At 48.6% G+C, this 25856-nt stretch carries 27 protein-coding genes; 13 read left to right on the top strand and 14 right to left on the bottom strand.

The annotated features are described in order from the left end of the window. Positions 1-167 precede the first annotated feature (167 nt). From Q1B04_RS08335 to Q1B04_RS08320, 4 genes are all read right to left on the bottom strand, one after another. Positions 168-419 carry a hypothetical protein gene (locus tag Q1B04_RS08335; RefSeq protein ID WP_299757973.1) on the bottom strand — a complete coding sequence of 84 codons (252 nt, stop codon included), beginning with the start codon at positions 417-419 and terminating at the stop codon, positions 168-170. 80 nt (positions 420-499) lie between these two features. Continuing rightward, positions 500-736: a hypothetical protein gene (locus tag Q1B04_RS08330; protein ID WP_299757971.1), complete on the bottom strand. Its 237-nt coding sequence runs from the start codon at positions 734-736 to the stop codon at positions 500-502. 242 nt (positions 737-978) lie between these two features. After that, positions 979-1167 (bottom strand): hypothetical protein, encoded by a 189-nt coding sequence (locus Q1B04_RS08325; RefSeq protein WP_299757969.1) that lies wholly within the window; start codon positions 1165-1167, stop codon positions 979-981. Positions 1168-1173: 6 nt separating this feature from the next. Beyond that, entirely contained in the window at positions 1174-1428 is a 255-nt protein-coding gene (locus Q1B04_RS08320; RefSeq protein ID WP_299757967.1) for a hypothetical protein, read from the bottom strand. 349 nt (positions 1429-1777) lie between these two features. On the opposite strand from Q1B04_RS08320, the gene Q1B04_RS08315 reads away from it, so the two are divergent. The 4 genes from Q1B04_RS08315 to Q1B04_RS08300 all read left to right on the top strand — a co-directional run bounded on the left by Q1B04_RS08315 (position 1778) and on the right by Q1B04_RS08300 (position 7927). After that, positions 1778-3976, top strand: a complete 2199-nt coding sequence (locus Q1B04_RS08315; protein ID WP_299757966.1) for a M3 family metallopeptidase — start codon at positions 1778-1780, stop codon at positions 3974-3976. Positions 3977-4210: 234 nt separating this feature from the next. Further along, on the top strand, positions 4211-5374 hold the full coding sequence (locus Q1B04_RS08310; RefSeq protein ID WP_299757964.1) for a hypothetical protein: 1164 nt from the start codon (positions 4211-4213) through the stop codon (positions 5372-5374). Between the two features lie 16 nt (positions 5375-5390). Continuing rightward, positions 5391-7055 (top strand): BCCT family transporter, encoded by a 1665-nt coding sequence (locus Q1B04_RS08305; protein WP_299757961.1) that lies wholly within the window; start codon positions 5391-5393, stop codon positions 7053-7055. Further along, positions 7052-7927, top strand: a complete 876-nt coding sequence (locus tag Q1B04_RS08300) for a universal stress protein (protein WP_299757959.1) — start codon at positions 7052-7054, stop codon at positions 7925-7927. The genes Q1B04_RS08305 and Q1B04_RS08300 overlap by 4 nt, the downstream gene beginning before the upstream one ends. A gap of 134 nt (positions 7928-8061) precedes the next feature. Here Q1B04_RS08300 and Q1B04_RS08295 read toward each other — a convergent pair whose 3' ends face one another. Then, positions 8062-8340: a hypothetical protein gene (locus Q1B04_RS08295; RefSeq protein WP_299757956.1), complete on the bottom strand. Its 279-nt coding sequence runs from the start codon at positions 8338-8340 to the stop codon at positions 8062-8064. Between the two features lie 291 nt (positions 8341-8631). Between Q1B04_RS08295 and Q1B04_RS08290 the strand changes: the two genes are divergently transcribed. Then, on the top strand, positions 8632-9552 hold the full coding sequence (locus Q1B04_RS08290) for a YihY/virulence factor BrkB family protein (RefSeq protein ID WP_299757953.1): 921 nt from the start codon (positions 8632-8634) through the stop codon (positions 9550-9552). A gap of 45 nt (positions 9553-9597) precedes the next feature. On the opposite strand, the gene Q1B04_RS08285 is transcribed toward Q1B04_RS08290, so the two are convergent. After that, entirely contained in the window at positions 9598-11364 is a 1767-nt protein-coding gene (locus tag Q1B04_RS08285; protein ID WP_299757950.1) for a chloride channel protein, read from the bottom strand. Between the two features lie 444 nt (positions 11365-11808). Here Q1B04_RS08285 and Q1B04_RS08280 point away from each other — a divergent pair, with 444 nt between their 5' ends. Further along, positions 11809-12309 carry a DUF4168 domain-containing protein gene (locus Q1B04_RS08280; RefSeq protein WP_299757948.1) on the top strand — a complete coding sequence of 167 codons (501 nt, stop codon included), beginning with the start codon at positions 11809-11811 and terminating at the stop codon, positions 12307-12309. Positions 12310-12386: 77 nt separating this feature from the next. On the opposite strand, the gene Q1B04_RS08275 is transcribed toward Q1B04_RS08280, so the two are convergent. Beyond that, positions 12387-12923, bottom strand: a complete 537-nt coding sequence (locus tag Q1B04_RS08275) for a YceI family protein (protein WP_299757945.1) — start codon at positions 12921-12923, stop codon at positions 12387-12389. A gap of 364 nt (positions 12924-13287) precedes the next feature. On the opposite strand from Q1B04_RS08275, the gene Q1B04_RS08270 reads away from it, so the two are divergent. Both Q1B04_RS08270 and Q1B04_RS08265 read left to right on the top strand, forming a co-directional pair. Continuing rightward, positions 13288-14259, top strand: a complete 972-nt coding sequence (locus Q1B04_RS08270) for an aldo/keto reductase (RefSeq protein WP_299757942.1) — start codon at positions 13288-13290, stop codon at positions 14257-14259. 123 nt (positions 14260-14382) lie between these two features. Further along, positions 14383-14832: a GNAT family N-acetyltransferase gene (locus Q1B04_RS08265; protein WP_299757939.1), complete on the top strand. Its 450-nt coding sequence runs from the start codon at positions 14383-14385 to the stop codon at positions 14830-14832. A gap of 397 nt (positions 14833-15229) precedes the next feature. On the opposite strand, the gene Q1B04_RS08260 is transcribed toward Q1B04_RS08265, so the two are convergent. Further along, complete coding sequence (locus Q1B04_RS08260; RefSeq protein ID WP_299757936.1) at positions 15230-16483, bottom strand: multidrug effflux MFS transporter; 1254 nt, start codon at positions 16481-16483, stop codon at positions 15230-15232. A gap of 142 nt (positions 16484-16625) precedes the next feature. On the opposite strand from Q1B04_RS08260, the gene Q1B04_RS08255 reads away from it, so the two are divergent. After that, the gene (locus Q1B04_RS08255) at positions 16626-16886 is read left to right on the top strand and encodes a DUF3820 family protein (protein ID WP_299757933.1); all 261 of its coding nucleotides are present in this window, start codon (positions 16626-16628) and stop codon (positions 16884-16886) included. Positions 16887-16919: 33 nt separating this feature from the next. On the opposite strand, the gene Q1B04_RS08250 is transcribed toward Q1B04_RS08255, so the two are convergent. After that, positions 16920-17489, bottom strand: coding sequence for a pseudouridine synthase (locus Q1B04_RS08250; RefSeq protein WP_299757930.1), 570 nt, complete (start codon positions 17487-17489; stop codon positions 16920-16922). 181 nt (positions 17490-17670) lie between these two features. On the opposite strand from Q1B04_RS08250, the gene Q1B04_RS08245 reads away from it, so the two are divergent. Genes Q1B04_RS08245 through Q1B04_RS08235 form a run of 3 tightly spaced genes read left to right on the top strand, consistent with a single transcriptional unit; the run spans position 17671 to position 19365 of the window. Beyond that, on the top strand, positions 17671-18378 hold the full coding sequence (locus Q1B04_RS08245) for a carboxypeptidase-like regulatory domain-containing protein (RefSeq protein ID WP_299757928.1): 708 nt from the start codon (positions 17671-17673) through the stop codon (positions 18376-18378). 5 nt (positions 18379-18383) lie between these two features. Then, the gene (locus tag Q1B04_RS08240) at positions 18384-18665 is read left to right on the top strand and encodes a GNAT family N-acetyltransferase (protein ID WP_299757926.1); all 282 of its coding nucleotides are present in this window, start codon (positions 18384-18386) and stop codon (positions 18663-18665) included. A 16-nt stretch (positions 18666-18681) separates the two neighbouring features. Then, positions 18682-19365: an outer membrane beta-barrel protein gene (locus tag Q1B04_RS08235; RefSeq protein WP_299757923.1), complete on the top strand. Its 684-nt coding sequence runs from the start codon at positions 18682-18684 to the stop codon at positions 19363-19365. Positions 19366-19758: 393 nt separating this feature from the next. On the opposite strand, the gene Q1B04_RS08230 is transcribed toward Q1B04_RS08235, so the two are convergent. Next, the gene (locus tag Q1B04_RS08230; RefSeq protein ID WP_299757921.1) at positions 19759-21282 is read right to left on the bottom strand and encodes a gluconokinase; all 1524 of its coding nucleotides are present in this window, start codon (positions 21280-21282) and stop codon (positions 19759-19761) included. 595 nt (positions 21283-21877) lie between these two features. On the opposite strand from Q1B04_RS08230, the gene Q1B04_RS08225 reads away from it, so the two are divergent. Next, complete coding sequence (locus tag Q1B04_RS08225) at positions 21878-22285, top strand: hypothetical protein (protein ID WP_299757919.1); 408 nt, start codon at positions 21878-21880, stop codon at positions 22283-22285. A 69-nt stretch (positions 22286-22354) separates the two neighbouring features. On the opposite strand, the gene Q1B04_RS08220 is transcribed toward Q1B04_RS08225, so the two are convergent. The 4 genes from Q1B04_RS08220 to Q1B04_RS08205 form a co-directional block, all read right to left on the bottom strand. Further along, positions 22355-22837: an META domain-containing protein gene (locus Q1B04_RS08220; RefSeq protein ID WP_299757917.1), complete on the bottom strand. Its 483-nt coding sequence runs from the start codon at positions 22835-22837 to the stop codon at positions 22355-22357. A 140-nt stretch (positions 22838-22977) separates the two neighbouring features. Continuing rightward, positions 22978-23850 (bottom strand): hypothetical protein, encoded by an 873-nt coding sequence (locus Q1B04_RS08215; protein ID WP_299757915.1) that lies wholly within the window; start codon positions 23848-23850, stop codon positions 22978-22980. Positions 23851-24229: 379 nt separating this feature from the next. After that, positions 24230-24361, bottom strand: coding sequence for a hypothetical protein (locus Q1B04_RS08210; RefSeq protein ID WP_299757913.1), 132 nt, complete (start codon positions 24359-24361; stop codon positions 24230-24232). Positions 24362-24476: 115 nt separating this feature from the next. After that, complete coding sequence (locus tag Q1B04_RS08205; protein ID WP_299757910.1) at positions 24477-25826, bottom strand: amidohydrolase family protein; 1350 nt, start codon at positions 25824-25826, stop codon at positions 24477-24479. Between the last annotated feature and the right edge of the window lie 30 nt (positions 25827-25856).

The raw sequence follows: 25856 nt of genomic DNA, 5'->3' as shown, positions 1-25856 counted from the left end.
AGGAAACATAGTATAAAATTTATTCTAAAATTACTCTTAAACGTTTGTGAAGGCGACAAACCATACTTGGATATGCAGTACCAGAGACCCTGTACCGGACTGTGAGATAGATACGGAGAAGTATAAAGTTAGCGGAAAGTATAGCGTGGGCAGGAAATAGTAATCGTTTACCAATCAAACATCTCCATCAGGTCCACTTGGTTTATGTATGGCTCCAGCGCCTTTTTGCTGCTAAAGCCACGCACCAGGCTAATGTAATCGTTTTCGGGGTTGTACCAGATCTCGGCAAAAAAACTACCTAAATCATAAAGCGCGATTCGGTAGCCCCTTCTGCCGCGGTTGGCGATAAAGTTGCCGTGTGCCCAGATTATCTCCAGTCTTCCGGCCAGGGTGTGGGTATTGAATAGGTTGAGGTTCATGTGGTTGTATACGTGGCGTTTTAGAAAAAGAAGCAGCTTGTACAGGCTTTGTTACGATGATATTTTAAAGCTGCTCCCGGTTAGGCTTCACCATCTCCCGGAGACTCAAAATCCCAGTATACTTCCAATGTGGTGGGGCCTTCTAAATAGGCAGGAATGGGCGTATAAACAACCAAACCGTTTTTATAGACACTTTTACCGAACTTGGAAAGGCGCATGGCCTGCCACATCAGCCGATCGTGTATTTCGTTGCTTACTGGCCGCTTCGCGTTTACAAACGGACTCTCCTCCCCGAATTTAAAAACTGTGGTATGCATGGCGGTATTGCTCTGGTGGTACAAGGTATTCTACGCAAGTTTCTATTATTTAGTATATGGATTTACCAGGATAATCAACTTGTGTTATAAATAAGTATAATTTATACTGTTGCCAATGCAGCTTCGCTATACTTGCAGCCATATCACCCAAGCCCGCAACTTGCTTTATATTAAATACATATATTTAATTTTGTGAAGATTCGTTATTTTCCCGTTTGAATTAGCGCCTAAGAACAGCTTTTCTATTCATCCTTATCATCCAAAAGCCATTCTACAGCGGTTGGGATATCGGTGAAAACTTCGTGGCGGGCAGCGCCGTGGTGCTGGTACTTGCCTTGTGCCGATTGCGTAAAACCTGTAAAGGCAACCAAGCTGTTGTAGTAGTCTGGGTGGGCTACTGCAATTTTAACTACCTCTGACTTTGCCACCATTTCGGTTCAGTCGTTTACCACCCAATTCTGCTCCTGAGAGGTAATTACAAAAATTTCTTCATCGTCTATTAACCAGTTTTTAACTTTATTGGCAATAGAGAAATTTAAACTCCATAAAAAAACTTCTTTGCGCTCATCAAAATCTATCTGCCGCCTCCACTTTAGTATCAGCAGCGCATGCTTTGCACAGTAGATCACAGAAACAAAGCTGTTCTGCAATACTTCTTCTGTCACTAATCTATCTAAGTCTGCGCCGCTCATTAGTAAAGGTTTACGGGTTTGAATGCTCTTATGTGTTAACCTCCACAGCCAACATTAATTCTCTATTACCCATATACTTGAAACAGAAGCAGAATGATTTGCCAAGATATTTCTTCTAACTTTTGACCTTTGAAGCCACTAAAATTATGCTGTTGTTAATTAGTGCACGGTAATTGCACTGAACCGGCGGAAGCCCTCAAGAAGCAACGTTGTTTTACCCTTGTTACCGTTTAGGCAACCATTTTTTACCTCCTCTGCAGAGCAGGCATTTTGGTTGTTTTTTGTATCTTGGGCTTCGTTAATTTTACAAGTCCTGAACGGGCATTATTTACTCAATCTTAACTAAACTATGCAGAAGCAAATATTAACAGCCGGCAAAAAATCTGGATTGCTGGCTTTACTCGCTCTGGCAAGCTGCACCTCTGTGCAAACACAGGAGCAGTCGCAGCAAACCCAAGCTGCCGTGGAGCAAAAGCAGGAAGAAACAAATCCGCTGCTTAAAAAATGGACTGGCCCTTACGGCGGTGTTCCGGCATTTGACAAAATGAACCTGGCCGACCTGAAACCGGCTATGGAAAAGGCTATGGCCATGAACCTGGCCGAGATCGAAGCTATCGCGAACAACCCGCAGCCAGCTACTTTTGAGAACACCATCGAGGAGATGGAAAGAGCCGGCGAAGAACTGGGCCGTGTATTTACTTACTATGGTATCTGGAGCAGCAACGTGTCTACTCCGGAGTTCCGTAAGCTACAGGCCGAAATGGCACCGAAAATCTCTGAGTTCAGCTCTAAGATCTCTCAGAACGAGAAGCTTTTCCAGCGTGTTAAAACCGTTTATGATAATGCTCAGAAAAACCCGCTGCCAGCCGACCAGCAGCGCGTGGTGCAACTGGTGTACGAAGGCTTTGCCATGGAAGGCGCTGACCTGAGCCCGGAGGCCAAGGAGCGTTACGCCGAGATCAACAAAGAACTGTCTTCACTTTATACTTCCTTCTCTAACAACGTGCTAGGCGACGAAGAGAAGTATGTAGTCTATATCACGAAAGATCAGCTGGGCGGCTTGCCAGAGTCTTTCGTTAAAGCAGCGGCAAAAGCTGCGGCAGACCGTGGGCAGGAAGGCAAGTATGCCATCACCAACACCCGCTCTAGCATGGATCAGTTCCTGACTTACTCGGATGAGCGTGCGCTGCGCGAGAAAGTATGGAACAACTACTACTCCCGTGCCGATAACGGAGATGCGAACGACAACAACGAGAACATCGCCAAAATACTGAAGCTGCGCAATGAGCGCGTAAAGCTGATGGGCTATGATAACTATGCGCAGTGGCGCCTGCAGAACCGCATGGCTAAAAACCCTGAGGCTGCCATGGACCTGATGCAAGCCGTATGGCCTGCCGCCCTTGCCCGCGTAAAGGAAGAAGTGGCCGACATGCAGCAAATCGCAAACAAAACCAGCAAAACCAAAATCACTATTGAGCCTTGGGATTACCGCTACTACGCCGAGAAAGTGCGCCAGGAGAAGTATGACTTGAACTCTGACGAGGTGAAGCAGTACCTGGAGCTAGGCAACCTGACCCAAGCGATTTTCTATACAGCCGGCGAGCTGTTCAACTTCAACTTCACGCCAGTGCCGGAAGGCTCTGTGCCGGTGTTTCATGAGGATGTGAAAGTATGGGAAGTGACGGATAAGACAACCGGCGAGCATATCGGCCTGTGGTACCTGGACCCATTCGCGCGCCAGGGCAAACGCTCCGGAGCTTGGGCTACAACTTACCGCGCCTTTACCACTTTTGATGGCAAAGAGACTGTGCTGGCCTCTAACAACTCTAACTTTGTGAAGCCTGCCCCTGGCGAGCCGGTGCTGGTATCCTGGGATGATGCGGAAACGTTCTTCCACGAGTTTGGCCATGCGCTGCACTTCCTGGCATCCAATGTAAAATACCCGACTCTGAACAGCGGCGTACGTGATTATACCGAGTTCCAATCGCAGTTGCTGGAGCGTTGGTTATCTACTGACAAGGTGATAAACCAGTACCTGAAGCACTACAAGACTAATGAGCCGATGCCGAAAGAGCTGGTGGCTAAAATCAAAAAAGCCTCTACGTTTAACCAAGGCTTCGCGACTACCGAGTTCCTGGCCTCAGCGCTAATGGACATGCACTTCCACCTGGCAGACCCTGAGGGCCTGGACCCGGACAAGTTTGAACGTGAGACACTGGGCAAACTGAACATGCCGAAAGAAGTCGTGATGCGTCACCGCTCACCACACTTCGGGCACGTGTTCTCTGGCGAAGGCTATGCTACCGGCTACTACGGATACCTGTGGGCCGATGTGCTGACGTCTGACGCTGCGGAGGCTTTTGCAGAGGCTCCAGGCGGGTTTTATGATGAGGAAGTGGCCGCAAGACTGGTAAAGTACCTGTTTGCCCCGCGTAACTCTATGGACCCAGCCGAGGCTTACCGCAAGTTCCGTGGCCGCGACGCTAAAATAGACGCGCTGATGCGCGACCGTGGCTTCCCGGTACCGGAGCCGCAAACCAAAAAGTAGAAACCGTATCTTATACTTCATCAGCTATAGTATAAGTATATAAGTAAAGGCCATGCATCCGAAAGCTTGCATGGCCTTTTTTATTTAGCACCTGCTCTGCTGCTACACAAAAGCAAGTAAGCCAACACCTTAGTATAACCCTGTTTTACCGATCAGTGCTCCTATTTAAAACTTTCCGTTTTTACTACTCGTCAACAGTAGAAAGGAATTGTAGAATTATTTAACCAGACCCTATTGAAAACAGCTTTATACTACCGGTTACTCCTACTTTTTTCTGTACTTCTGAGCAGTACGCTCAGCAGCGCCCAGGCTCCTGCTGATAAGGACGAGGAGAAGCCCGTTTTAAAGCTAGGAGGCGCTTTACGTTTCAACTATAACCTCTCCACCTGGAAGGAGGACCAACTGGAGCGTGGCGGCGATTTCGGCTTCGACTTGTTTCGCATTAATGCCGAGGCAGCTTACAAAGGCATCAAACTAAATGCCGAGTTCAGGCATTACTCGCAAGCATTTGGAGGAGCTTTTCTGAAGCAAGGTTGGTTTCAGTACGATTTCTCAGATGCCTCTCAGATACAGGTCGGGCTGAACCAGGTGCCGTTCGGCATACAGCAGTACAACTCCAACAACTGGTTTTTCAACATTACCTACTACATCGGCTTTGAAGACGACCACGATATGGGCGTGAAATACATCCACGACAGTGGCCGCTGGCAATGGCAGGCAGCCTACTATAAAAGCGCCGAAGATTTTGTTTTCAGCTCTGCGGAAGCTAGTCCCAACCGCTACTCTTACGACGTAACCGGGCGCAACAAAGAAAACAACCAGCTGGACTTTAAAATTGTGCGGCGTTTAGGCGACAGCCTGGCGCATGAGCTTGGGGCGTCAGTGCAGGGCGGCCTGCTGTACAACCTTGATACCGAGCGCAACGGAACACGCTACGCAGCGGCAGTGCACTATGAATACAAACCCACTTACAGCCCCTGGGGCGTAAAATTGCAGGCGATGCTCTATAAAATGAACCCAAAGTATGCTGCCGACAACGACCTGAATTTTGTTGAGATGGGCGCTTACGGAGCCAATTATAATGTAGCAAACCAGGGTGAGGTTTATACCGCCAGCCTCTCGTACCACCTTCCCGTCAGCACGCGCTTGCTGCAAGGCATCACCTTTTATAACAACTATGGCTATTACAACAAAAGAGTCAGCGGCTTCGAAAACTCGCACATGAACGTACTGGGCGCTCTGTTCACGGCTGGCCCTATGTACATTTATACAGATGCCGCACTAGGCTATAACCACGCCTGGCTGGGGCCGGAGTGGGAAAACGCCTTCAGCGCAGGCACAGCCGGAGACACAGACTGGCACATGCGCTTTAATGTAAACATGGGTTACTATTTCTGAGATTAATATACACTACATGAGTAAAGTAAGAAGTGATACTAAAACATCGTTAGGTCTTGAGGTGAACGGGCCGGTATTCTGGTCATCCATCATTTTCCTGATCATCAGTATAGCCCTCGTCATTATCTTCAGGCAGGATGCCGAGGCATTCTTCAGCGACACGCAAGCTGCTGTTACAGCAAATGCCGGCTGGCTCTTTATACTCAGCGTCAATATTTTTGTAGTCTTTTGCTTTTACATGGCCTTTGGCCCCTTTGGGAAGATAAGGCTGGGAGGCAAAGACGCGAAGCCTGAGTTTAGCACCTCTGCCTGGTTTGCCATGCTTTTTAGCGCAGGTATGGGCATAGGCCTGCTGTTTTGGAGTATTGCCGAGCCGATCAACCATTTCCAGACGCCGCCGCTTGGCCTGCCTGGCACGCCAGCCGCAGCCCGGCAGGCCATGAACTATACTTTCCTGCACTGGGGGCTGCATGCCTGGGCCATTTATGCGCTGGTTGCTTTGGCCTTGGCTTATTTTACTTACAACCGGCAGCTGCCCCTCACGGTGCGCTCTGCATTTTACCCTTTTCTAGGAGAACGCATACACGGTGTTATTGGCCATATCATTGATGTTCTGGCCGTGATAGCAACGCTATTCGGTTTGGCTACATCACTGGGGTTGGGTGTAAAGCAGGTGGCCGCCGGGTTAAATCACGTTTTTCCGGCCATTGTCAACGATGTGTATACGCAGATCATACTTATTGCTGTTATCACCGGCATTGCTACAATATCTGTAGTAACGGGCGTGGATAAAGGGGTTCGTATTCTGAGTGAGTGGAACATCCGTATTGCGCTGTTTATACTTTTAGCCGTGCTGGTGCTGGGGCCAACGGTATTTATACTTGGCTCTTATGTGCAGAACACCGGCTCTTACATCGGCAACTTTATGCAGCTCTCGTTCTGGAACGAGGCTTACTCTAACAACAACTGGCAAGGCGCCTGGACGGTGTTTTACTGGGCCTGGTGGATTTCATGGGCACCGTTTGTAGGTATATTCATCGCGAGGGTATCCAAAGGGCGCACCATCAAAGAGTTTATACTTGGTGTACTTATCGCTCCGTCGCTTCTCTCTTTCCTGTGGATGACAGCCTTCGGCAGCACAGCGCTGCGTGAGATCCTGGCCGGCGACCCTACTATTGCGGATGCGGTAGCGGCAGACATGTCTACGGCATTGTTCGTTTTCTTTGAGCAGCTGCCTTTCTCCACCTTCCTTTCCGTTGTCGGGGTTATACTTGTGGCGGGCTTTTTCGTCACTTCTTCAGATTCCGGCTCACTGGTGGTGGTTAGCCTTACCTCCGGCGGCAGGCCCGACCCTTCGGTGGGTATCCGGGTTTTCTGGGCGCTGGCTGGCGGAGCTGTAGCGGCAGTGCTGCTGCTGGGCGGTGGTTTGCAGGCGCTTCAGACGGCCGTTATCATTACGGGTTTGCCGTTTGCCATTATACTTTTGCTGATGTGCTACAGCCTGTACAGAGGCCTCAGCGAGGAGCTGGAAGAAGAAAACAGACTGGGTAAAGCGCAGCAGCGTAAGGCATACCAGCAGTTGGTAGCCGAGATGCTCACCAAGCGGGCCCAGAAACAGGATATAAAAGCCACAGACGGCAGAAAGAATACTCCAACACCACAAAATCCCAAAGAATTATGATCGCGATTAATTCCATGATGGTCTGCCTTGACCTCAGTGATATAGACGAGAAACTGGTTGCCTTTGCCCGTTCCATTTGTGAGCGGCTGGAGGTACAGAAAGTATACTTTGTGCACAACATAAAACTGTACGAGCTAAGCGACGACTTCCGCGAGTGGTTCGGCGATGTTGACCTGGCCTCTGAAATTGAAGGCAATATCAATGATATTGTAGCCGAGCAGTTTGGTACCGTTACGGATTATGAAGTACTGGTGAGCGAGGAGCCAAACACCGAAGTTATACTTGCAGACCTGGTGAAACGCTACAAAGTAAAGCTGACGCTTCTGGGTAAAAAAATGAGCGATAAGAGCACCGGCGCACTCGGTACTAAACTTCTGCGCATACTACCGTGCAGCGTGCTTGTTTTTCCGGAAACGGCCGAATTCCACATACAGAAAGTGCTGGTGCCGATAGATTTTTCAGATGCCTCGGTGCATGCCCTCCGGCTGAGCAAAAACCTGGCAGACCAGCTTCGGCTGCAGTTGGAGATCATGCACGTGTACCGGCTGCCTAGCCAGTTTTTCCCGCTGATATCAGAAGAGAAGGCTGTTAAAAAAGCAGAGGAAGTGGTACAAGACAAGTTCAAGGACCTTCAGAAAAGCCACCAGGAAATAGCCAATGTGCCTTATACATTGGTGCGGGCAGCAAATAAAAGTATAGCAGAACGCATTTGCCTGCAGATCGACAAAGGCCGCCACGACTTGCTGGTGCTCGGCCTGAAGGGTAGTAATCCGCTTCCGTCGCTTAGTTTGGGCAGCGTGCCTACCGAAATGTATAACACCGATATCAACGTTCCGCTGTGGCTGGTATACTCAGAAGAAGTGATTAAATAAGCGCTGCCAATTAACTGAAGCGGCTGTATTAAGGCCGCATTTTCAGAATTAAATCAGTTGAAAGCAAAAGAGCCCGAAGTAAAGTTTTACGCTTTACTTCGGGCTCTTTTTTAGTATATGTTAAAGGAACTTTACTACTTATCGCTTTCGTATCCGGCTAGCTTAACCATCTTGTTGTAGTTACCCAACAACAGGAACGATGGGGCCCACTGGCCTACAAAAAGCGCTTCCTCGTCTTTTCTCATAATTTTAAGTGTCGCAGAAATAGCCATAGAGCCTAAGGCTGCCCACAAGAATACGTCAGATGGTAACTTAGAAGTATATTTTTCAATAGTTGCAGCTACTGGGCCTTCTTTATGTTCAGGGTTTGCTCTGTCTGCCTTGTTTTTCAGGTCATTCATTGATGTTTCCATAGTTCTCTTCTTTTCTATTTTTTTGTAATTTGATAATGTCTCTGTAAGAACGAATGAAAGTTTTTTAATGTTTGTAATTTCATTTATTTTTTTGAAAGACGCTCAAAATACCGTCCTGTTTTCCCTGCTTTTTTGCGGGTAAAAATCAACCGCTTATACTTCACTTTTGGCTTTACCAGCTGCCAGGCCCGCCGATTAAATTTTATACTTTAGCTGCAGGTTAAACCTGTGTATCAATAGTGCGTTATGCTTCTGTACAGAAACAAACCGTTTCTACTGATAGGGTTGTAGATGAAGCAAATCAAAAGATTTTCAAAACATACTTTTCATATTCTTAAGGATGCCAAAAGCAATTTTCAGCAAAATGAGCCGATTGTTTACAGCGCCGCTATTGCTTTTTTCGCCATTTTTTCGCTGCCCGCCATCCTGATTGTACTCACGCTTTTCGGCACTGTTTTCTTTTCGGAGGAGACGGTTAAGCAAGAGATAGTGGGTTTGGCGGAAAGTATGATCAATGACGGCGCAGGCCGGCAGGTGGATGTTGTGCTGGACAACGTGCTGACGTCTCCGAGCGGCTTTTGGGAAATATTTATTGCCGTGATTGTAGTGTTGAAAGGAGCCTCTATCATTTTCTTTATCATGCAGAAGGCCCTGAACACTGTGTGGCAGGTGAAGGTGAAGCCCGATGTAAAATACCTTACTTTTCTGCGGCACCGGCTGATAACGTTGGGCGTTGTGGCTGGCCTAGGTCTGCTCCTGCTGCTCAGCCTGATTCTGGATACGGCGCTGTCGATGTACAACGAGCAGATTTATGAACTGTTTGAGGAGTATTTTACGCCTGCTCTCAGAGCCATCAATACTTTGTTTTACCTCTTCGTGATCCTCGTTTTCTTCACATCCATTCACAAAGTGCTGCCCGATGCCAAAGTAGATTGGCGTGACGCGTTTGCCGGAGGCTTCATCACTTCCGTACTTTTTCTGATAGGCAAGCAGGTAATCAACTTTATACTTTCCAGCATAAAAGTGGTGGGTATTTATGCGGCGGCGGGTTCGCTGGTAGTCGTGCTGCTCTGGATTTTCTACTCCTCTGTTATTCTGATGCTGGGCGCTGAGGTAACCAAGGCCTACGCCAACAACCACGGCCGCAGCGTTGAGCCAAGTTCCATTGCCATAAAGTATAAAAATGTGAGCGACGAGAAACGCAAAGTATAAACTACACAGACTTCAGCACCTGGAACAGCCGCGTTAAATCGGGTTTTAGAAGAACCGGTTTACTTTTGTGAGCTCCTTGCGGTACTGCGTCAGCAGGCGGCTTTTCTGGATAAAACCCTTAAACTTTCCGTTCCGGACCACAGGCAGCGTCCATAGTTTGTAGACGTCAAACTTATCCAGCACTTCCGAGGCAGACTCATCCATCTCCACCACAGCCTCTGGCGAGCGCATCAGGTCCCGTGCCAGCACAATATCGTAATTGGAAGCATTGCCGAGTTGCTGCCGCAGATCGTTAAGCGTTATAATGCCTTTCAGAACTCCCTGCTCGTCAAGCACCTGCTGCACATCCTTGTCAGTCTTGGAAAAACACTCCACCACATCCCGGAAAGTATCGGTTTCCAATACTGGAGATTTGTCTTTCTCTACCAGCTGCTTTATACTTAGCTGGTTCAGCAGGATGCGGTCTACCCGCAGCGCTTTGCTTAGCCCCGTTGGCTTTACCACACTTTTGCGCAGGTTCTCTACGTAATACTTCAGGAAGTATGAAACGGCACAGACCAGCATCAGCGGCACAAACAACTGGTAACTCTGGGTGATTTCGGCCACAAGGAATATGGCAGTTACCGGCGCGTTCATGATGCAGGCAAACACGCTGGCCATACCAAGGAATATAAACGTTGCCTGGTTCAGCCCATAAAAGGGGAAAATCAGCGCCACCACCTTGTAAAACAGAAAGCCCAGCAACCCGCCCGTAATGATGGAGGGTGCAAAGTAACCGCCCTCGCCGCCTGAGTTTACGCAAATACCGGTACTTATTGGCTTCACCATCGTAATCAGGAAAAAGAAGAAAAGGTTAAACCACACCGTGTTGGGTAAAGCAGCCAGCGGAGAGTTTACAAACAGCGATCTTTCCTCGTTATTGAGCAATGCGTTGATACTTACATAGCCCTCACCGTACATGGGCGGCAGCAGAAAAATAATGCTGCCCAGGGCCAGCCCGCCCACCAAAGCACGCAGGTAATCGTTTTTTATACTTGAGAAGAACCGGGCGCAATAGCTGTAGGTGCGGAGCAGATAGTTAGACATGAGCATGCCCAGCACTCCCAGCAGAATCACCAGCGGAATCTGCTCGTAGGCGAAATCGGTGAGCGGCACCTGGAAGCGCAGGTGCTCGCCCATAATAAACTCAAACAGTATTTTACCCGCCGCCGCAGCCACCAGCAGCGGAATCAGGAGCGTAGGAGTAAACTCCGGAAGTATGGTTTCGAGGGCAAAGATGAACCCACCCATGGGCGCATTATACACGGCAGAGATGCCTGCCGCCACGCCGCACCCTATCAGCAAGGTGCGCAGCCGGTAACCCAGCCCCAGAAAACGCCCTACGTTAGAGCCTACCGCCGCCCCGCTCGAGATGATGGCAGCCTCCACACCTGAGCTTCCGCCAAACCCAATGGTAAGGCCTGTAGTGATAAACTTGGAGTAGATGAGCCTGAGCCTGATAATGGAAGAATGGTTTTCGATCGCTTCGATAACGTGGCGGGCGCCGCCAAAATAAGCTGTCTTGCTAAAGATGTTGCGGTTGATAAACGTAACCAGCAGGAAACCAACTAAAGGCAACAGGAAGTACAGCAGCTTAGGGGCAAAGTATACCGCATACTGCTCTATATAAAATATAATGGTTTTAATAAGGATAGCCGAGAGCCCGACAATTGAACCAACCACCACACTCAGCACAAAAGGCATAATCCGGCTGTTACTTTGCCTCTTGCGCCACTTCAAAAAAGCCAGTTGGTATCGGTTTAGTCTACTCATGTATTCCTGTTCGTACGTTTTGTAAACGCTTTCGGCATCATACTTGCCAATTTAAACTTATCTATACTTTAGTTGATACTGTTTGCCATTTAAATTTCCCAGCTTTCTTTGCCAATACCCGACAACGGATATTTCATGAAATAGCTGCACCGCCTACTAAACGCCTTGCTTCTGAGCCTCAAATAAACCTCATTTAACTTACTATAAAGCCGGCGCTGCCATAGTTTTTTTACCTGTAAAAGTATTTTATCATATTTCCTCCCAAAGCGTTTTTAGCTACGTATACTTTGACTTTGCCTTAAAAAATGACTAAATTTAGCTGAATGGGATATTTTAGCTGATGTTTGAAAACAGGCATCAGTTGCTTTTTTCTGAGCTGACCGTGAAAGCGAAAAAGCATTTCCTTTTAAATCTTTTTTTCCACCCAATCCAAAAAAATCCAATATGGTATTCATTAAGAAAGGGACTATTGCAGCCGCTTTTGTAGCGGCAACTATGTGCTTTGGGAGCGCGGCTTCTGCCCAGGATGCCGCCGCCACTCCAGACGGAGCCGCCCAGGAGCAGGCAGAACAGCAGTACTCTGAGGAAGATCTTCAGAAATTTGTTGACGCGAACTCAAGCGTTACAGAAATCCAGAAAGCAAGCCGCGACACCATGGTAGCCGTTATTGAGGATAACAGCCTCACGCTGGAGCGCTTTAACGAACTGGCCAAAGCGCATCGCTCTAAAAAGCTAGACGAGGTAGCCGAGAACCCGGAAGAGATTGCAGCTTTCAGCACCGCTGCGCAGGAAGTGGTAAAACTGCAGCCTGAAACAAAGGACAAAATTCAGCAGGCCGTGGAAGAGCAAGGCCTTACGATGGATAAGTATAACGCTTTGATGAAGGCGTATAGAGAGGACCCTGCCGTGCAGCAACAGATAAGAAAAATTGTAGCGGGAAAATAACAACCGTATAATCACAAAAAAAAGCTCCTGGCCACATGCCGGGAGCTTTTTTGTTAGCCATACTTTGGGCCGAAATCTTATCCCTGTTTTACCAACTGAATTTCGCTGTTCAGTTTGATCTCGTCGCTTACCACCACGCTTCCGGCCTCTGTTACGGCGCTCCAAGTCAGGCCGAAGTCCTTGCGGTTTATTTTTCCAGTTACAGTAAAGCCGGCTTTCGTCTGCCCATAAGGGTCTACCACAATACCCCCGAACTCTACATTTACGGTTACTGGTTTAGTGGTGCCGCGGATGGTAAGTTCACCATGCAGTTTATACTCGTCTTCACCTACTTTCTCAAAATTTTTACCTTCAAACCGCACCTGCTCGTGATTGGCGGCATCAAAAAAGTCGGGAGATTTTAAATGTGTGTCGCGCTGCTCGTTGTTTGTGTTGATCGAGTCCACATCGGCTGTAAATACAATGCTGTTTGCCTTGGTAAAGTCATCGCCTTCTGTCTCTACCTCTGCATTAAATTTGCCGAAATACCCGGTTACCGTTGAGATCATCAGGTGCTTTACCTTAAACTGTACTTCGCTGTGCATCGGGTCTGCCACCCATTTTGTAGTTGCCATAGTTATCTGGTTTTATGATGTGTATTTTTATTTAAACTGCTGATTTTATGATTTACAAGTATGATAAAATAACGACCTCAGCCACTTAACGTTTTATCTCTCTTCTGTATACTTCACCTGATAGTTTCAGAACCCACTTCAGCATCCAGACATTTAATGTATATACATAAAATTCTGTAAATTGTTCTGTATTCGCTTTAATGATTAAGGATTGATATAAATGTGTAAGTATAAAGCAGTGAGCAACTTGCAAACCAGTGGCAGGGAGTTATTACGTTTAGGGGAAAACCTCTCACTAAAGAGACACCATACTTCTTTAGCTACTTTTCGTATTTTAGGGTTTTATCAAAAACAAGCAATACCTATGCAATACAGAAGATTTGGCCGCACAGGCTGGAATATAAGCGAAGTGGGTTACGGCATGTGGGGCATGGCCGGCTGGACCGAGTCAGATGACCAGCAGTCGGAGCGCTCCCTGGACCTGGCTGTGGAAAACGGCTGTAATTTTTTTGATACTGCCTGGGGCTACGGCGAAGGCCATAGCGAAGAACTACTCGGTAAACTGCTTAGGCGCCACTCACACCAGCGGCTTTACATCGCCACTAAAATTCCGCCTAAAAACTTTACCTGGCCCTCTAAACCTGAGTTTAAGCTGGAAGACGTTTTCCCGGCAAGCCACATTATAGAGTACACCGAAAAGAGCCTGAAAAACCTGGGCGTGGAAACTATTGATCTGCAGCAGTTTCATGTATGGGAAGACAGTTGGGCCGAGCACGAAGAATGGCAGCGTGCTGTGGAGAAGCTGAAAGCCGATGGCAAGATTCAGCATATGGGCATCAGCGTGAACCGTTGGGAACCGGAAAATGTATTTAACTCGTTGCGTACTGGCCATATCAGCGCTGTGCAGGTTATTTACAACATCTTCGACCAGGCGCCGGAAGACGAACTGTTCCCGCTTTGCGAAAAACTGGACATTGGCATTGTTGCCCGCGTTCCTTTTGATGAAGGCACCCTGACAGGCAACCTCACCAAAGACACGGCTTTTCCGGAAGGCGACTGGCGTAACACCTACTTTGTACCCGAGAACCTGAACAGCAGCGTAGACCATGCCGAAAAACTCAGGCCACTGGTGCCGCAGGGTATGACGATGGCCGAGATGGCGCTCCGTTTTATACTTAGCAACCCTCAGATCGGCACCACCATACCTGGCATGCGCAAAGCCAACCACGTAAAAGCCAACCTCTCTACCAGCGACGGCAACGGGTTACCCGCAGAGCTGCTGCAGGAGCTAAAAGGCCACCGCTGGGACAGAAAACCAACAGAGTGGTCGCAATAGTAAAGTAACCCATATAAAGTATATCCGAAGCCGCTGCCTCTGCTGCAGCGGCTTTTTTGTGGCTGCAGGATGCATGTTATGTGTTATCTTTGCCCCATTGCACATCGATTTTAGAACACCCGCATGAGCCTTATTAAAATAAGCAAAGCCTTTAACGAGCTTACCGCCCAAGAAATGTATGAGATGCTGCGCCTGCGCAGTGAAGTATTTGTAGTAGAGCAAACCTGCGTTTTTCTGGACATGGATAACAAAGACCAGAAATGCCAGCACCTGCTGCTGTACAACAACGGTGAGTTGGTGGCTACCTCCCGCCTGGTACCACCGGGCCTCTCCTACCCAGATGCCATGTCTATTGGCCGCATTGTAACAAGTATGGCAGTACGTGGCACAGGTTTAGGCAGGGTTCTGGTTAATTACTCTATTGAGGAATGTTACCGCCTTTATGGCCAGGGACAGATTAAAATTGGCGCACAGGTATATGCCAAAGGGTTTTACGAGAGCTTCGGTTTTGTGCAGTCCGGCCCGGTGTACGACGAGGACGGCATTGACCATATTGAAATGACGAAAGAATAAAGTTTGCTGCAGCACCGGGTCCAACCACCCCTACCCCTCCTTGTCCAAGGAGGGGAATTCTTACCCCGCCCCAGCCCTCTCCTTTTATTGAGGGCCCCTATCCGTAAAACAGGAGAGGGAGTTCAGTTCAAGTTCCATTAGCGGTGGCTATCGAAATAATTCCCAGTCTTTCCGTTGAGCGCCTTGTGAGATTCCGGTGCCCGTGAGGGCATTGCGACCGAAGGGTAGCAAAGGAAGGGAACACAGCGCGATGCGGGAAGACGAGGCCTCTCGGCCTTGAGAGAGCCAAAGCCAAAGATGAAACAAACAAGTTATAAAGCCGTGGATAAACAGCAGCTAGATAGTATAGCTTAGCTCCAGTTGCAAATAGTAGTGGCTAAAGTATAAACTCCTTTACCTAACGCTCCTGCCCCGTCGTAGACACCAGCACTGAAGTATCCTCTTCCACAACGCGGCGGCTGGCACGGAAACGGATAGTGCGTTGGCCCAGCAGCAGCAGCGTAAGCCCAATTATAGCACATCCTGCCATTACACTGACCATCGGTAGCGTAGAGCCGTTGTGCAGCACACTTACCGCAGCCGACATCAAACCACCCATCGCCATCCTGAAACTCCCCAAAAGAGCCGCTGCACTACCTGTGTTTTTTGTAAACGGAGCCAGCGAAAGTGCAGTCGCATTTGGGTTAAGCAGGCCCTGGCCGGTTAAAAAGATAAACAACAGCCCGATAAGCGCCAACTTGCTAAACCAGCCGTAGTACGTGCCCACCACCAGCAAAATACCGACAGCCGTTTGATAAAAAAGTGTGAAATTTATTACCTGCTCACTTTTAAACTTGTTCAGGATGATGTGGTTAAGCTGAGTGGAGCCAATCATGGCAAAAGCCAGGAAAGCGAATATCCAGCCGTACTCCTGCTCACTCACATTATAGATATTCATGAAGACATCGGCAGAGCCCGCTATATAAGCAAACGGGGCTGCTGTGGCTATTCCTCCTGCCAAGGCGTAAAGCAGAAACTGCTCCTGCTTTAGCACACTGATAAAGCTTTTCAGCACCGGCTTTGGCTTAAGGGAGATAGAGGAGTCGGCTTGCTGACCTTCGGGTAGCGCAAAGTATACCCCCAGCATAATGAGAGCCGTAATCACGGCAAGTATAACAAACACCGAGTGCCAGCCGAAAGCTGCCGTAACATAGCCGCCCACCGTAGGCGCCACCATAGGAGACACAGCAATTACCAATGTAAGCAGCGAGAAAGCCTGCGCAGTTTTGTTTACCGGGAAAATATCACGCACCAGCGCCTGAGCCGCCACCATTCCCACACAACCGCCTATCGCCTGCAGAAAACGCATCAGAATAAACGAATCGATCGACTCTGTATAGGCACAAGCCAGTGAGGTAAGGATGTAAATAAACAAACCGGCGTACAGCGGATTTTTTCTGCCATAGCGGTCTAGCAGCGGCCCGTAAAGCAGCTGCCCCACCGAAATGCCCACCAAGTACGCCGTCAGGGAGAGCTGTACTTGCGCAATAGATGTATTCAGGTCTGCTGCAATAGCCGGAAAACCAGGCAGGTACATATCAATCGAAAAGGGACTGATAGTGGCCAGCGAGCCTAGAATAAGTATAATGACAAAATACTGTTTTCGCGTCATGTATGATTTCTATTTAACCGAAGTTGCAACATTAATTAAATCGAATTGCAGCTGCTATTTTGCAAAGCAGCAGGTGCAGCAACCCCAGAGGTATATAACTTTTTACTTGGCACAATGTTTCCGAATGTTTACCTTGCCTGCCATGCACACTTCTGAGGCACAGCCGAACCCAAACATACTGCAAGAACTGGTACAGCACCGCATGCCCTTCGGCAAGTATAAGGATACCCTGTTATGCGACCTGCCAGTGTCATATTTGGAGTGGTTCTCCAGCAAAGGTTTTCCGCCGGGCAAGCTGGGCATGCAACTAGCCACCATGTACGAGATTAAACTTAACGGGCTCGACTACCTGCTGGCACCACTTAAGCGCCACCGCACAACCGGCGGCAGACAGCAGCTGTAAAAGACTGCCTAAGCAGTGAAAAAGAGTTAGACCTTAGCCTAAATCGAAGCTGCCTACCTCTATTACCTCTCCAGCGGCCATTCCGCCTGCCATTATGTTACCGATACGCACCCGCACCAGCCGCAACGTCGGAAAACCGACTGCAGCCGTCATTTTGCGCACCTGCCTGAACTTGCCTTCTTTAAGCGTTAGGGTAATCCAACTGGTGGGGCCATGCCGTTCATCACGGATACGACGGGCGCGCTCGGGCAGTTCCGGCGTTGCCTTAAGCCGTTGTACGCGGCAGGGTTTGGTCTGGTGCCACTCCTTTTCTGTTCTGATAGCAATGCCTTGCTGCAATTGCTGCAGCGCCTCGTCCGTTATCACGCCGTCTACCTGAGCATAGTACTCTTTCTCCACTTTGCTGCTTCGCACCAGCTCACTGACTTTTCCATCAGTAGTCAGGAGCAGCAGCCCTTCGCTGTCCTCATCCAGGCGGCCAATGGCCATGGTGCCCTCCGGAAAATCATGAAAACCTCCCAAGACCTTTTTTTTACGGGTCTCGCTCACAAACTGACTTACATACCCGTAAGGCTTAAACAGAACAAAGTGGCGGTGCATCATTTGGCAATTTTAAGCCCGCAAAGGTACAGGTAAGTATCCAGAGATGCTATTACATGTTACGCTTTCAACTGCTGAACCATGTAGAGAATTAAATTTCACCGCTTCTCTATATAGTTGTAGCTCGTTATTGATTTATACTTATATTTAACTGAAAATCAGCTTCCCATAGCGGCTCCTTATTATGAAAACGCTTCTAAAACTGCAGTTTTATACTTGTCTGATGCTGCTTGCCGCTGCCTTTAGCGCCTGCGATTACGACGAGAACGACTACATCAGCAAATACTGCCCAGGCTCCTGCACTGTTATAAAAGGCCGTGTGTCTACAGAAAATGGAGCGCCTTTGCCTGGTGCAACCATAAGGGTGCGGTGGCTGAAGGAAGCTTATTTGCAGCCCACCTTTACCCGCGAAAAAGCAATTGCCACCACCGATGCGAACGGAAATTACGAGCTGCGCTTCCTTCTCCGCGATCAGGAATTAACGGAAGGATTTATAGAGCTTAACACTGATTTTGACCAGCGCAGCTACCTTACCTGTAACGGCTCTAGCACATGGTATTGGTATGCGATGGCCCGTGACACCGCCATTATCCAGAACTTCACAATCGCCCCTGCCGCCACACTTCGCCTGGTTATCGACCAGAACAACCCAACCGCTCCTGTAGGCCGCATTTTAACCACTGTAAAGTATAAAATCAGTTCTTCTGATGCTGATAGCTGCGCCTTTGTGTACGATACCAATAGCAGGAACCTCTCCGGCGATCAGTTAACTGTAGCGGCTGGCTCAGTTGTAGTGCACACAGTTAAAACCTATGGCGGCACACAGAGCGCCCGGAAAGACACCATCTTACTGAAACCGGGCGAGACCCGTAACTATGAAATAAACTTTTAAGGCTTATGAAATACGAGATCATACATGAGGAAAAATACCAGCAGTTTACCGCCAGGCTGGAGCAGGAGGAGGAGGCCGAAATAGCGTATGCCAAACCGCAGGACGATGTGCTGGACCTGACGCATACTTTTGTACCTGATGCCTACCGCGGCACAGGGCTGGCGCAGGAGCTGATTGAAACGGCCCTTGACTACGCCCGCCGCCATAACCTAAAAGTGGTTGCCACCTGCGTAGCTGTGCAAAAGCATATTACGCAAAACCCTAAATACAAAGACCTGCTCCGATAACATACTTATAAACGCTATGGAAATGAAGAAATTTATACTTTGCGCTCTCTCCTTTTTCTGCGCTTTAACAGCCAGTGCCCAAGACCAGACGGAAAATCCGGAGCGAAAGCACCTGATAGGCTTGCAGCTGGGCAACGCTTTTGTAAACGGAGATTTTAATGCTTCTGCTTTTGAGGACGACTACCCTGCCTTTGCCCGCAACGGGCTGCTGCTGACAGGTGTGTATCGCTATAGCATGAGCAGGTATGTAGCAGCTGGTACTTCAGTAGCTTACCGGCACAACCGTTTCGGGATGGATGCTTTTGTACAGCCCGACGATGAGTTGGTAACAGCCAAAAACTCCGAAGCGTGGCGCTCAGTCTTTACGATGGCGGATGTATACTTTACAGTGCCCGTGCAAGAGGTTGGGGAAGTATACTTAGCAGGATCAGCGGGAGCCGCTTTTAACCGCAGCGCCTCCTGGCAGATTCAGACGGTTCACGGAGAGGTACGGATGCCATCTGATCAAGCCACCGCCTTGGCGCTTGGTTGGGGCAGCGGCATCAACATAAACGTATACCCTTTGGTTATTAACGCAGAGGCAAGGCTGCTGTATACTAAACCTGAGTTCACGGTGCTCAACGCGCTTGGTACTCCTTTTCAGCACAGCCAGTCAATGAATACTTTTAACATCAGCTTAGGCGCTTTTTACAGGTTCTAACTTTTATACTTTGCAAGCTTGTAAAAATAATTGCATCTTTTTTTCAAGTTGATAAAGTATAAAAAAATGCTTTTCTGCTGCACAGAGCTATATTTTATACTTAAACTGCTGCCTAGCCTAAAATAATTGTATACTTTTTTTCCAGCAGTTTGTAACCTAAGGATAGCTGCCCCGTTAAAGAGTATGGCTAAAAGTTGAAAATAGATTAAATAAAAAGCAAGGGACACTGGAAACGGGGTTCCTTGTTTTTTTATGTGGCTACTGCTCTACTTGAGCAAAGTTTAAGCTAAGGCAGCATGCGCTACGCGGCTATATCTTTCTCCGTCAGCACTCTGCCTGAAAGTATAGAATCTTATACTTACTAAGTATAGCTTTTGAACCGAACCGCCTGCTTTATACTTTCCCTAACTGCTCAAAGCCTTCTTTAAGCTTAGGATACAGTGTTTCGTAAACAGCGTAGCTTTTTGCATATGTTTGATGGTTCTGAGGGATTGGCTCAAAAATTCTGCTTACCCTGATCATGTGCTCCGCATCCTCCAGCGATGGCAACAGTTTTAAGGCATACATTCCCATCAGCGCAGCCCCGAAAGCAGAGCCTTCGGGCGTTTCGGTTAGCTGTACCTTTTTACCTGTCACGTCGGCCAGCATCTGTACCCACAGCTCTGAAAACGAGAATCCTCCGTTGGCATAAATTGCTGAAACAGGCCCCACGGTTTGCTCCAGCGCCTGCACCACACTATTTACACTGAAAATCACCCCTTCCATTACAGCTCTCAGAAAGTGCGCGCGGGTATGGTTATAGTTCGCTCCGATAAAACAGGCACGCGCCGAACCATCCCAGATAGGTGCGCGCTCGCCCAGCAGGTACGGCAGAAAAAGCAGGCCTTCCGCACCCGGTTTTACAGTTTCTGCCACATCGTTCAGCAGCTCGTATATGTCCTGATCTTTGGCGTTGGCCTCTGCCGTTTCAGCGGCATAGAAAGTATCCCGGAACCAACGCAGCGCTACTCCGCCATTGTTTACCGCTCCGCCCAGCACAAAATGGTCCTCGTTTAAAATGTAGCTGAACACCCGTTCTTTCAGGTCTGTGGCTGGTTGGCTGGCCATCATACGCACGGCGCCGCTGGTGCCTATGGTTACCACCGCCTCGCCGGGGCGTACGGCATGTGAGGCCAAATTAGCCAGGCAGCCATCGCTTGCCCCAATCACAAAAGGCGTACCGGTGGGCAAGTGCAGCAGTTCAGCATCAGCAGGTTTAAGCCCTTTAAAAGTATAAGTAGGCGGTACGGGGTCCGGCAGCTGCTCTGGCTTAACACCGGCCACCTGCAGCGCATCCTGGTGCCATTCAAACTTAAAAATATTGAACAAGCCCATACTTGAGGCAACAGAGTAATCGATTTTATACTTCCCGAAAAGCCGGAAAAGCACGTACTCTTTTATACCGATAAACTTTTCTGCCCGCCCAAACAACTCCGGCTGCTCCTGCCGCAACCAGCACAACTTCGGCAAAGGCGACATGGGATGCACAGGTGTGCCGGTTTGCAGGTAAATCTTATGGCCCACCGTGCTGTTCTTTATTTCGTCGGCACAGGCGTGGCTTCTGGAATCGGCCCATATAAAGCAGCGGGTTAGCGGCTGGTCTTGTGCATCTATCAGCATGAGGCTGTGCATAGCGCTACTGAAGCTAACTCCTTCCGGGGTATACTTATACTGCTGCAGCCACGCTGCCACTTCCCCTAGGGTAGACAACACGGCCTGCAGCACCTGCTCCGGCTCCTGCTCTGCCTGCCCTGGCTCCTCGCTGATAATCGGGTACTCCCTCACTTGCTGAAACAGCACTTCGCCGCCTAAGCCAAAAGCCACTGCCTTGGTACTGGTGGTGCCAATATCCACCCCTATTATTGCGCTTTGCTGCATGTATTGTTGTGTTTAATTCTAGCTTACGTAGCTGCAGGCATAGGTTTATACTTTTTAATTTGTTGCCCCAAACCACAGGCTTATAAATGCCTTTTCACCGATGACTGTGTAAACCAAACGGCGCCTCCACCTCCTGCCCAATGTTTGGCTGCCACAGGTTTTACACAAAACCGTACTGTTTCCGGCATTTATGCCTTGCCTTCAGCCGCTTTCTCTTAGGCTCCAAGGTGCGGGAGACTCTGCTTAGATTGCCCATTGCATCACCCCTGATCAGAAGCAACTGAAAATAGCTACGCCTACTTGCCCTGCAGCTTAACCAACAAGCCGAGTTAAAGAAAGAAGCCAAACGTGCACGCCTACATCTTTTAAACCGCTGTTTATAACTGTGGATAAAGTATAGAAATGTAGATAAGCTTTGCAAAGCGCCAGACGGCTGCTCTTTTAAACTGTTGTAGCTCAGCAAGATTCAGTAGCGGCGTGTATACTACCCTGTGCTATTCGTGTAAAATTTGTCCACATTCACATTTCGTACATACTGATTACCTATTTTTGTAAAGGAAATCATGATTACACAAACAGGTAACGGATAGTAGCGATGGTTAAGACAAACACCCACAGAGGCGAAATAATACGCGATGCTATAAAGGCAAGCGGCGTGGCAATCGGTACAGTGGCCGAAAAGATGAGTATCAGTCGTAAAACGCTTTATAATAAGTTTAAAGAGTCGAGTATTCCTTATAGTTTTATTCTGAAGCTGGGCGAAGTGATTCATCATGACTTTTCACAGGACTTCCCACACCTGAGTAAAACTGTAAAAAAAGAAGCACCGAAGGCGCAGCCACAGATCAGCACCAACCTACTGCTGCCGTTCGACAGTGAGCCACAGGAAATCTATAAGCCCAACAACCTCCGCGACTGCGAGCAGGAACTGGTTAACCTGCAGCGGAAGTACATTAACCTGCTGGAGAAATTTAACGAGCTGCTGCTAAAAACGCAGGTTTAAGCGTACAGCTCCTCTGTCGCCATTTGTGTCGCTAAGTAAAGGTATCATTGCTCAGGTTTGAGTTTTGATCTAATCGATGATGATACCTCCTCTTACCTCATTGTCTATACTTTCCTTTGTCCCGGACATGAACGTGGCCACGGCTGTGTCGCCGGTGTAAAGTGTCAGCACATCGCCGGCAATTCTGTAGCTGTCTACGCGGCTGAGGACGTCCATTAACTTGTTTTCCTGATCCATGCTTGGACAGGCCATGCGCGTAGAGCCAAGGCTTGACAGCTTCAGGCTTTGCTCTCCTGCTTCGTACCTCCCGAAAAACCTGTTGCAACCTGTAAAGCCGTGTACTCTTGTTTTGCCCTCCTCAAACCTGATAAAGGCTGTTTGTGTATTCTGCGGCCGCTGCACATCCTGCCCCTCTAATGACAGTAGCGTCCAGTAAGCATCCAAAATACTATCGTTTTCAGCTGCCTGGTTTTTGTTCTGCACGGTGCAGGCGCTGGCCAGGCAAAGCAGCAGCCCCAAGGCCGGTAGCAAGCGCATTAGTTTTTTGATCATCGTTATCTGTTTCTTAAATAAAAAGTATAACTCCCTTTAGCTTGGCATTCGCGTTTTATACGTACGCAGCAACCTTAGTTAGGTATGGCATAAAAAAAGCCCGCAGCTGGGCTGCGGGCTTTCCGGTTTATACTTGTCTGCTAACCGCGTGGCGATTCGCTGCCATAACTGCTAATACCGGAGTCTGCTCTGTAGTCAGGTCCGGAAGTTTCGCCTGAGCGGCGGTAACGGCTGCTGCGCTGGCTATAGTCGTTGCGGCTACGGTCTGAGTTGCGGATTTCTCCACGGTAGCGGGTGTCATCGTTATCATAGTCGCGGTTATAGGACTGGTCACGGTCGCCGCCACGGTAGTCGTTGTCAGAGCGGCGCTCCTGGTGCTCACCACGGTCGTAGTAGGCATCAATCCCTAGCATGTTATAACCTCTGTCTGACCTGCCTCTGTACATCTTGTTGCCCTGGTCTTCGTCACGGTTAAAGTCTTCGTAGCGTCGCCCCTGGCCACTGTAACGGTAGCTGTTATCCTGGCGGTTGTAGCGGTCGTTATCAGCGCCGGAGCTATAGTTTGTGCCGCGCGATGTACCGTAAGTGCCGTAGTTATCTTCCGCTCCCCAGCCAGTTCCGCGCGTACGCTTATAGCCTGAGCTTTGGTCGTTACGACGGTTCCCCATATGCGGATTCGGATCGCCATAATGATAATCGTTCTCGCCCTTGTTTACGCCACGATGGCTGCTGGCACCATAACCTCCTACAGGTCCGCCGCTTTGGTATCCGTAATTTGGGTCTGTTTTGGAGCTTTGCACATTGCGGTAGGCAGCGTTTTCGTTAGGCATGCCATAGTAATTGCCATGCCGGTTGCTGTAGCGATCGCGGTAGTTCTCAAATGGCCGGTCATTGTCACGGTCACGGTCGCGGTTATAGTTGCTGTAGCTATCGCCATAATCGTTTCTGGTGCGGTCGTTATGGTCTAGCTTATTCATAAATTCTCGATGGTACTTTTGATCGTTCCTTTCCATAGTAAAGATTATTTTTAAGTTCTGGTTTACACCTCTATTAACGCACCAGAGCTATATACGTTTGGCTTTCTTGCCTGCAGTACCTCCTTTATACTTCTGTTCTGCAACTACCAATGGTTATCAATTGCTTTTTACCAACCTGATTTTCAGGTTTCAACACATTATTTGCCATACTAATTTGCTGGGTTAAACTGACTGTGTAAGGTTTGTCGAGTTGCTAAACAGGATCGTCTATTTCATTCGTTTTCGTGAAATATTTTTTATATATTTATAGAGATGCTTCTCTGCTAAAAATGGTAAAACCCGTTGGCTGAAAAAGCAGGCTATACTCAGAATAAGGTTTGTTGTTTGTTTATACTTTGGAGTGAGCCGCTGTACCTCAGGTGCAGCGGCTTTTCTTTTTAGCCGGCATAGTTGCACCTAATAGCCTGGCCATACTTTCAGAGCTATCGCGACAACCTTCCTGCCCTTTCTGCTGCTCTGTTGTAATTCCTGAGAACAATGAAATCATCTACGCATACTTTCAAAACCACATGTTACCCTTCGCATAACCTAAAGTCGTTAACGCAAAAAAGCGGACCACCAGTTACTGGTAGTCCGCTTTATACTTTATCCGCAAGTATAAATTATTTCCCTGCGGATGATGAGGTAGCACCGGCCGGCACTTGCTGCTGTTGCTGTTTTTTATACTTGTTGTCGAACTTCTCGTAAAGCACTTTCTGCTTGTTGTTCAGGTCAACGTTACGGCCCTGGATAAAGGCATATGTTACGTTGTTGGTGCGCATGTCCAGCAAATCGCCGGAGGATACCACTAGCGTAGCGTCCTTGCCTACTTCCACAGAACCCGCCTGTTTCTCTATGCCCAGAATCTTGGCCGTGTTTAATGATACAGCTGCCAGCGCCTGCTCTTTGTCTAGGCCATAAGCAGCGGCAGTGCCTGCTATAAACGGCAGGTTACGCGTACCGTGTATGCTCAGGTCATAATCCAGCGCAAACGGAATACCCGCTTTATGCAGCAGGTAAGGCGTCTTGTATGGCATGTCCACATCCTCCTCTGCACGCGACGGCAAAGCATGTACGCCAGAATAGATTACTGATACATTATTTGCCTTCAGGAAGTCAGATACGGCTACGGCATCACGGGCACCAACTACCACAATATCTTTCACACCGTTGTTTTTGGCAAAGTTTACACCTTCAATAATCTCTTTGCCATAGTTAGCATGGATGTAAAGCTTTCTGGAACCATCAAACAGACCAGTCATAGAAGCCAGTTTCAGGTTTTCGCTATTGTGCTTGCCTGCTTTGTACACTGATGCATCACGGAATAATTTCTCCAGCTCCAGCATTGTTTTGTCACGCTCCTCAGCCATGCGCTTCAGGCGCTCATCAGCACGGCTGTTGCCGGTCTCGATCAGCATGCTTGGCCAGTTCAGGTGCATACCTTCGTCAGCTTTTACAATAGCATCTTCCCAGTTCCAGGCATCCAGCTGCACAATAGACGATGTGCCTGAAATAGTGCCGCCCACCGGTGTCAGCTGAGTCATCAGCACACCGTTGGCACGTACTGTCGGGATAATGTCAGAGTCGGTGTTGTAGGCAATCACAGAGCGCACGTTCGGGTTCATGTCGCCTATCTCGCGCCAGTCAATAGTAGCGCGTACACTTTCCACCTCGTTCAGGCCGAGTGTCGCGTTTGGCTGAATCAGACCTGGGTAAATGTGCTGCCCTGTTACGTCCACCACCTCATAGCCGCTCAGGTTAGCGCCACTCTGCGGACCAGCGTATGTGATCTTTCCGTTCTCAAAACCTACGGCTGCGTTTTCTATCACCTGTCCGTTGCCGATGTGCAAGGTAGCGCCTTTCAGCAGCATCGGTTTGCTTTGCTTAGGCGCCGGGGCAGGAACCTGCGCCATAACTGGCACACTGAATAGCAGCGCCACCAAAGCAGAAATATATCTTTTATGAATTTTCATCCTTTGAGTTGTTTGATTGTTGGACTGTTA

This window comes from uncultured Pontibacter sp., assembly GCF_947495565.1.
Classification (GTDB): Bacteria; Bacteroidota; Bacteroidia; order Cytophagales; family Hymenobacteraceae; genus Pontibacter.
Note: the sequence above shows the minus strand (reverse complement) of the source record. Positions and strands in the feature narration are given on the sequence as shown.

What these genes read in the sequence shown, in the direction of transcription:
- Q1B04_RS08235 (WP_299757923.1), top strand. Translation starts at nt 18,682, where the DNA reads ATGGAAATGAAGAAATTTATACTTTGCGCTCTCTCCTTTTTCTGCGCT.
- Q1B04_RS08335 (WP_299757973.1), bottom strand. Translation starts at nt 419, where the DNA reads ATGAACCTCAACCTATTCAATACCCACACCCTGGCCGGAAGACTGGAG.
- Q1B04_RS08265 (WP_299757939.1), top strand. Translation starts at nt 14,383, where the DNA reads ATGAGCCTTATTAAAATAAGCAAAGCCTTTAACGAGCTTACCGCCCAA.
- Q1B04_RS08305 (WP_299757961.1), top strand. Translation starts at nt 5,391, where the DNA reads ATGAGTAAAGTAAGAAGTGATACTAAAACATCGTTAGGTCTTGAGGTG.
- Q1B04_RS08270 (WP_299757942.1), top strand. Translation starts at nt 13,288, where the DNA reads ATGCAATACAGAAGATTTGGCCGCACAGGCTGGAATATAAGCGAAGTG.
- Q1B04_RS08240 (WP_299757926.1), top strand. Translation starts at nt 18,384, where the DNA reads ATGAAATACGAGATCATACATGAGGAAAAATACCAGCAGTTTACCGCC.
- Q1B04_RS08215 (WP_299757915.1), bottom strand. Translation starts at nt 23,850, where the DNA reads ATGGAAAGGAACGATCAAAAGTACCATCGAGAATTTATGAATAAGCTA.
- Q1B04_RS08210 (WP_299757913.1), bottom strand. Translation starts at nt 24,361, where the DNA reads ATGATTTCATTGTTCTCAGGAATTACAACAGAGCAGCAGAAAGGGCAG.
- Q1B04_RS08285 (WP_299757950.1), bottom strand. Translation starts at nt 11,364, where the DNA reads ATGAGTAGACTAAACCGATACCAACTGGCTTTTTTGAAGTGGCGCAAG.
- Q1B04_RS08290 (WP_299757953.1), top strand. Translation starts at nt 8,632, where the DNA reads ATGAAGCAAATCAAAAGATTTTCAAAACATACTTTTCATATTCTTAAG.
- Q1B04_RS08280 (WP_299757948.1), top strand. Translation starts at nt 11,809, where the DNA reads ATGGTATTCATTAAGAAAGGGACTATTGCAGCCGCTTTTGTAGCGGCA.
- Q1B04_RS08220 (WP_299757917.1), bottom strand. Translation starts at nt 22,837, where the DNA reads ATGATCAAAAAACTAATGCGCTTGCTACCGGCCTTGGGGCTGCTGCTT.
- Q1B04_RS08255 (WP_299757933.1), top strand. Translation starts at nt 16,626, where the DNA reads ATGCACACTTCTGAGGCACAGCCGAACCCAAACATACTGCAAGAACTG.
- Q1B04_RS08230 (WP_299757921.1), bottom strand. Translation starts at nt 21,282, where the DNA reads ATGCAGCAAAGCGCAATAATAGGGGTGGATATTGGCACCACCAGTACC.
- Q1B04_RS08320 (WP_299757967.1), bottom strand. Translation starts at nt 1,428, where the DNA reads ATGAGCGGCGCAGACTTAGATAGATTAGTGACAGAAGAAGTATTGCAG.
- Q1B04_RS08245 (WP_299757928.1), top strand. Translation starts at nt 17,671, where the DNA reads ATGAAAACGCTTCTAAAACTGCAGTTTTATACTTGTCTGATGCTGCTT.
- Q1B04_RS08275 (WP_299757945.1), bottom strand. Translation starts at nt 12,923, where the DNA reads ATGGCAACTACAAAATGGGTGGCAGACCCGATGCACAGCGAAGTACAG.
- Q1B04_RS08225 (WP_299757919.1), top strand. Translation starts at nt 21,878, where the DNA reads ATGGTTAAGACAAACACCCACAGAGGCGAAATAATACGCGATGCTATA.
- Q1B04_RS08260 (WP_299757936.1), bottom strand. Translation starts at nt 16,483, where the DNA reads ATGACGCGAAAACAGTATTTTGTCATTATACTTATTCTAGGCTCGCTG.
- Q1B04_RS08250 (WP_299757930.1), bottom strand. Translation starts at nt 17,489, where the DNA reads ATGATGCACCGCCACTTTGTTCTGTTTAAGCCTTACGGGTATGTAAGT.
- Q1B04_RS08330 (WP_299757971.1), bottom strand. Translation starts at nt 736, where the DNA reads ATGCATACCACAGTTTTTAAATTCGGGGAGGAGAGTCCGTTTGTAAAC.
- Q1B04_RS08295 (WP_299757956.1), bottom strand. Translation starts at nt 8,340, where the DNA reads ATGGAAACATCAATGAATGACCTGAAAAACAAGGCAGACAGAGCAAAC.
- Q1B04_RS08205 (WP_299757910.1), bottom strand. Translation starts at nt 25,826, where the DNA reads ATGAAAATTCATAAAAGATATATTTCTGCTTTGGTGGCGCTGCTATTC.
- Q1B04_RS08315 (WP_299757966.1), top strand. Translation starts at nt 1,778, where the DNA reads ATGCAGAAGCAAATATTAACAGCCGGCAAAAAATCTGGATTGCTGGCT.
- Q1B04_RS08300 (WP_299757959.1), top strand. Translation starts at nt 7,052, where the DNA reads ATGATCGCGATTAATTCCATGATGGTCTGCCTTGACCTCAGTGATATA.
- Q1B04_RS08325 (WP_299757969.1), bottom strand. Translation starts at nt 1,167, where the DNA reads ATGGTGGCAAAGTCAGAGGTAGTTAAAATTGCAGTAGCCCACCCAGAC.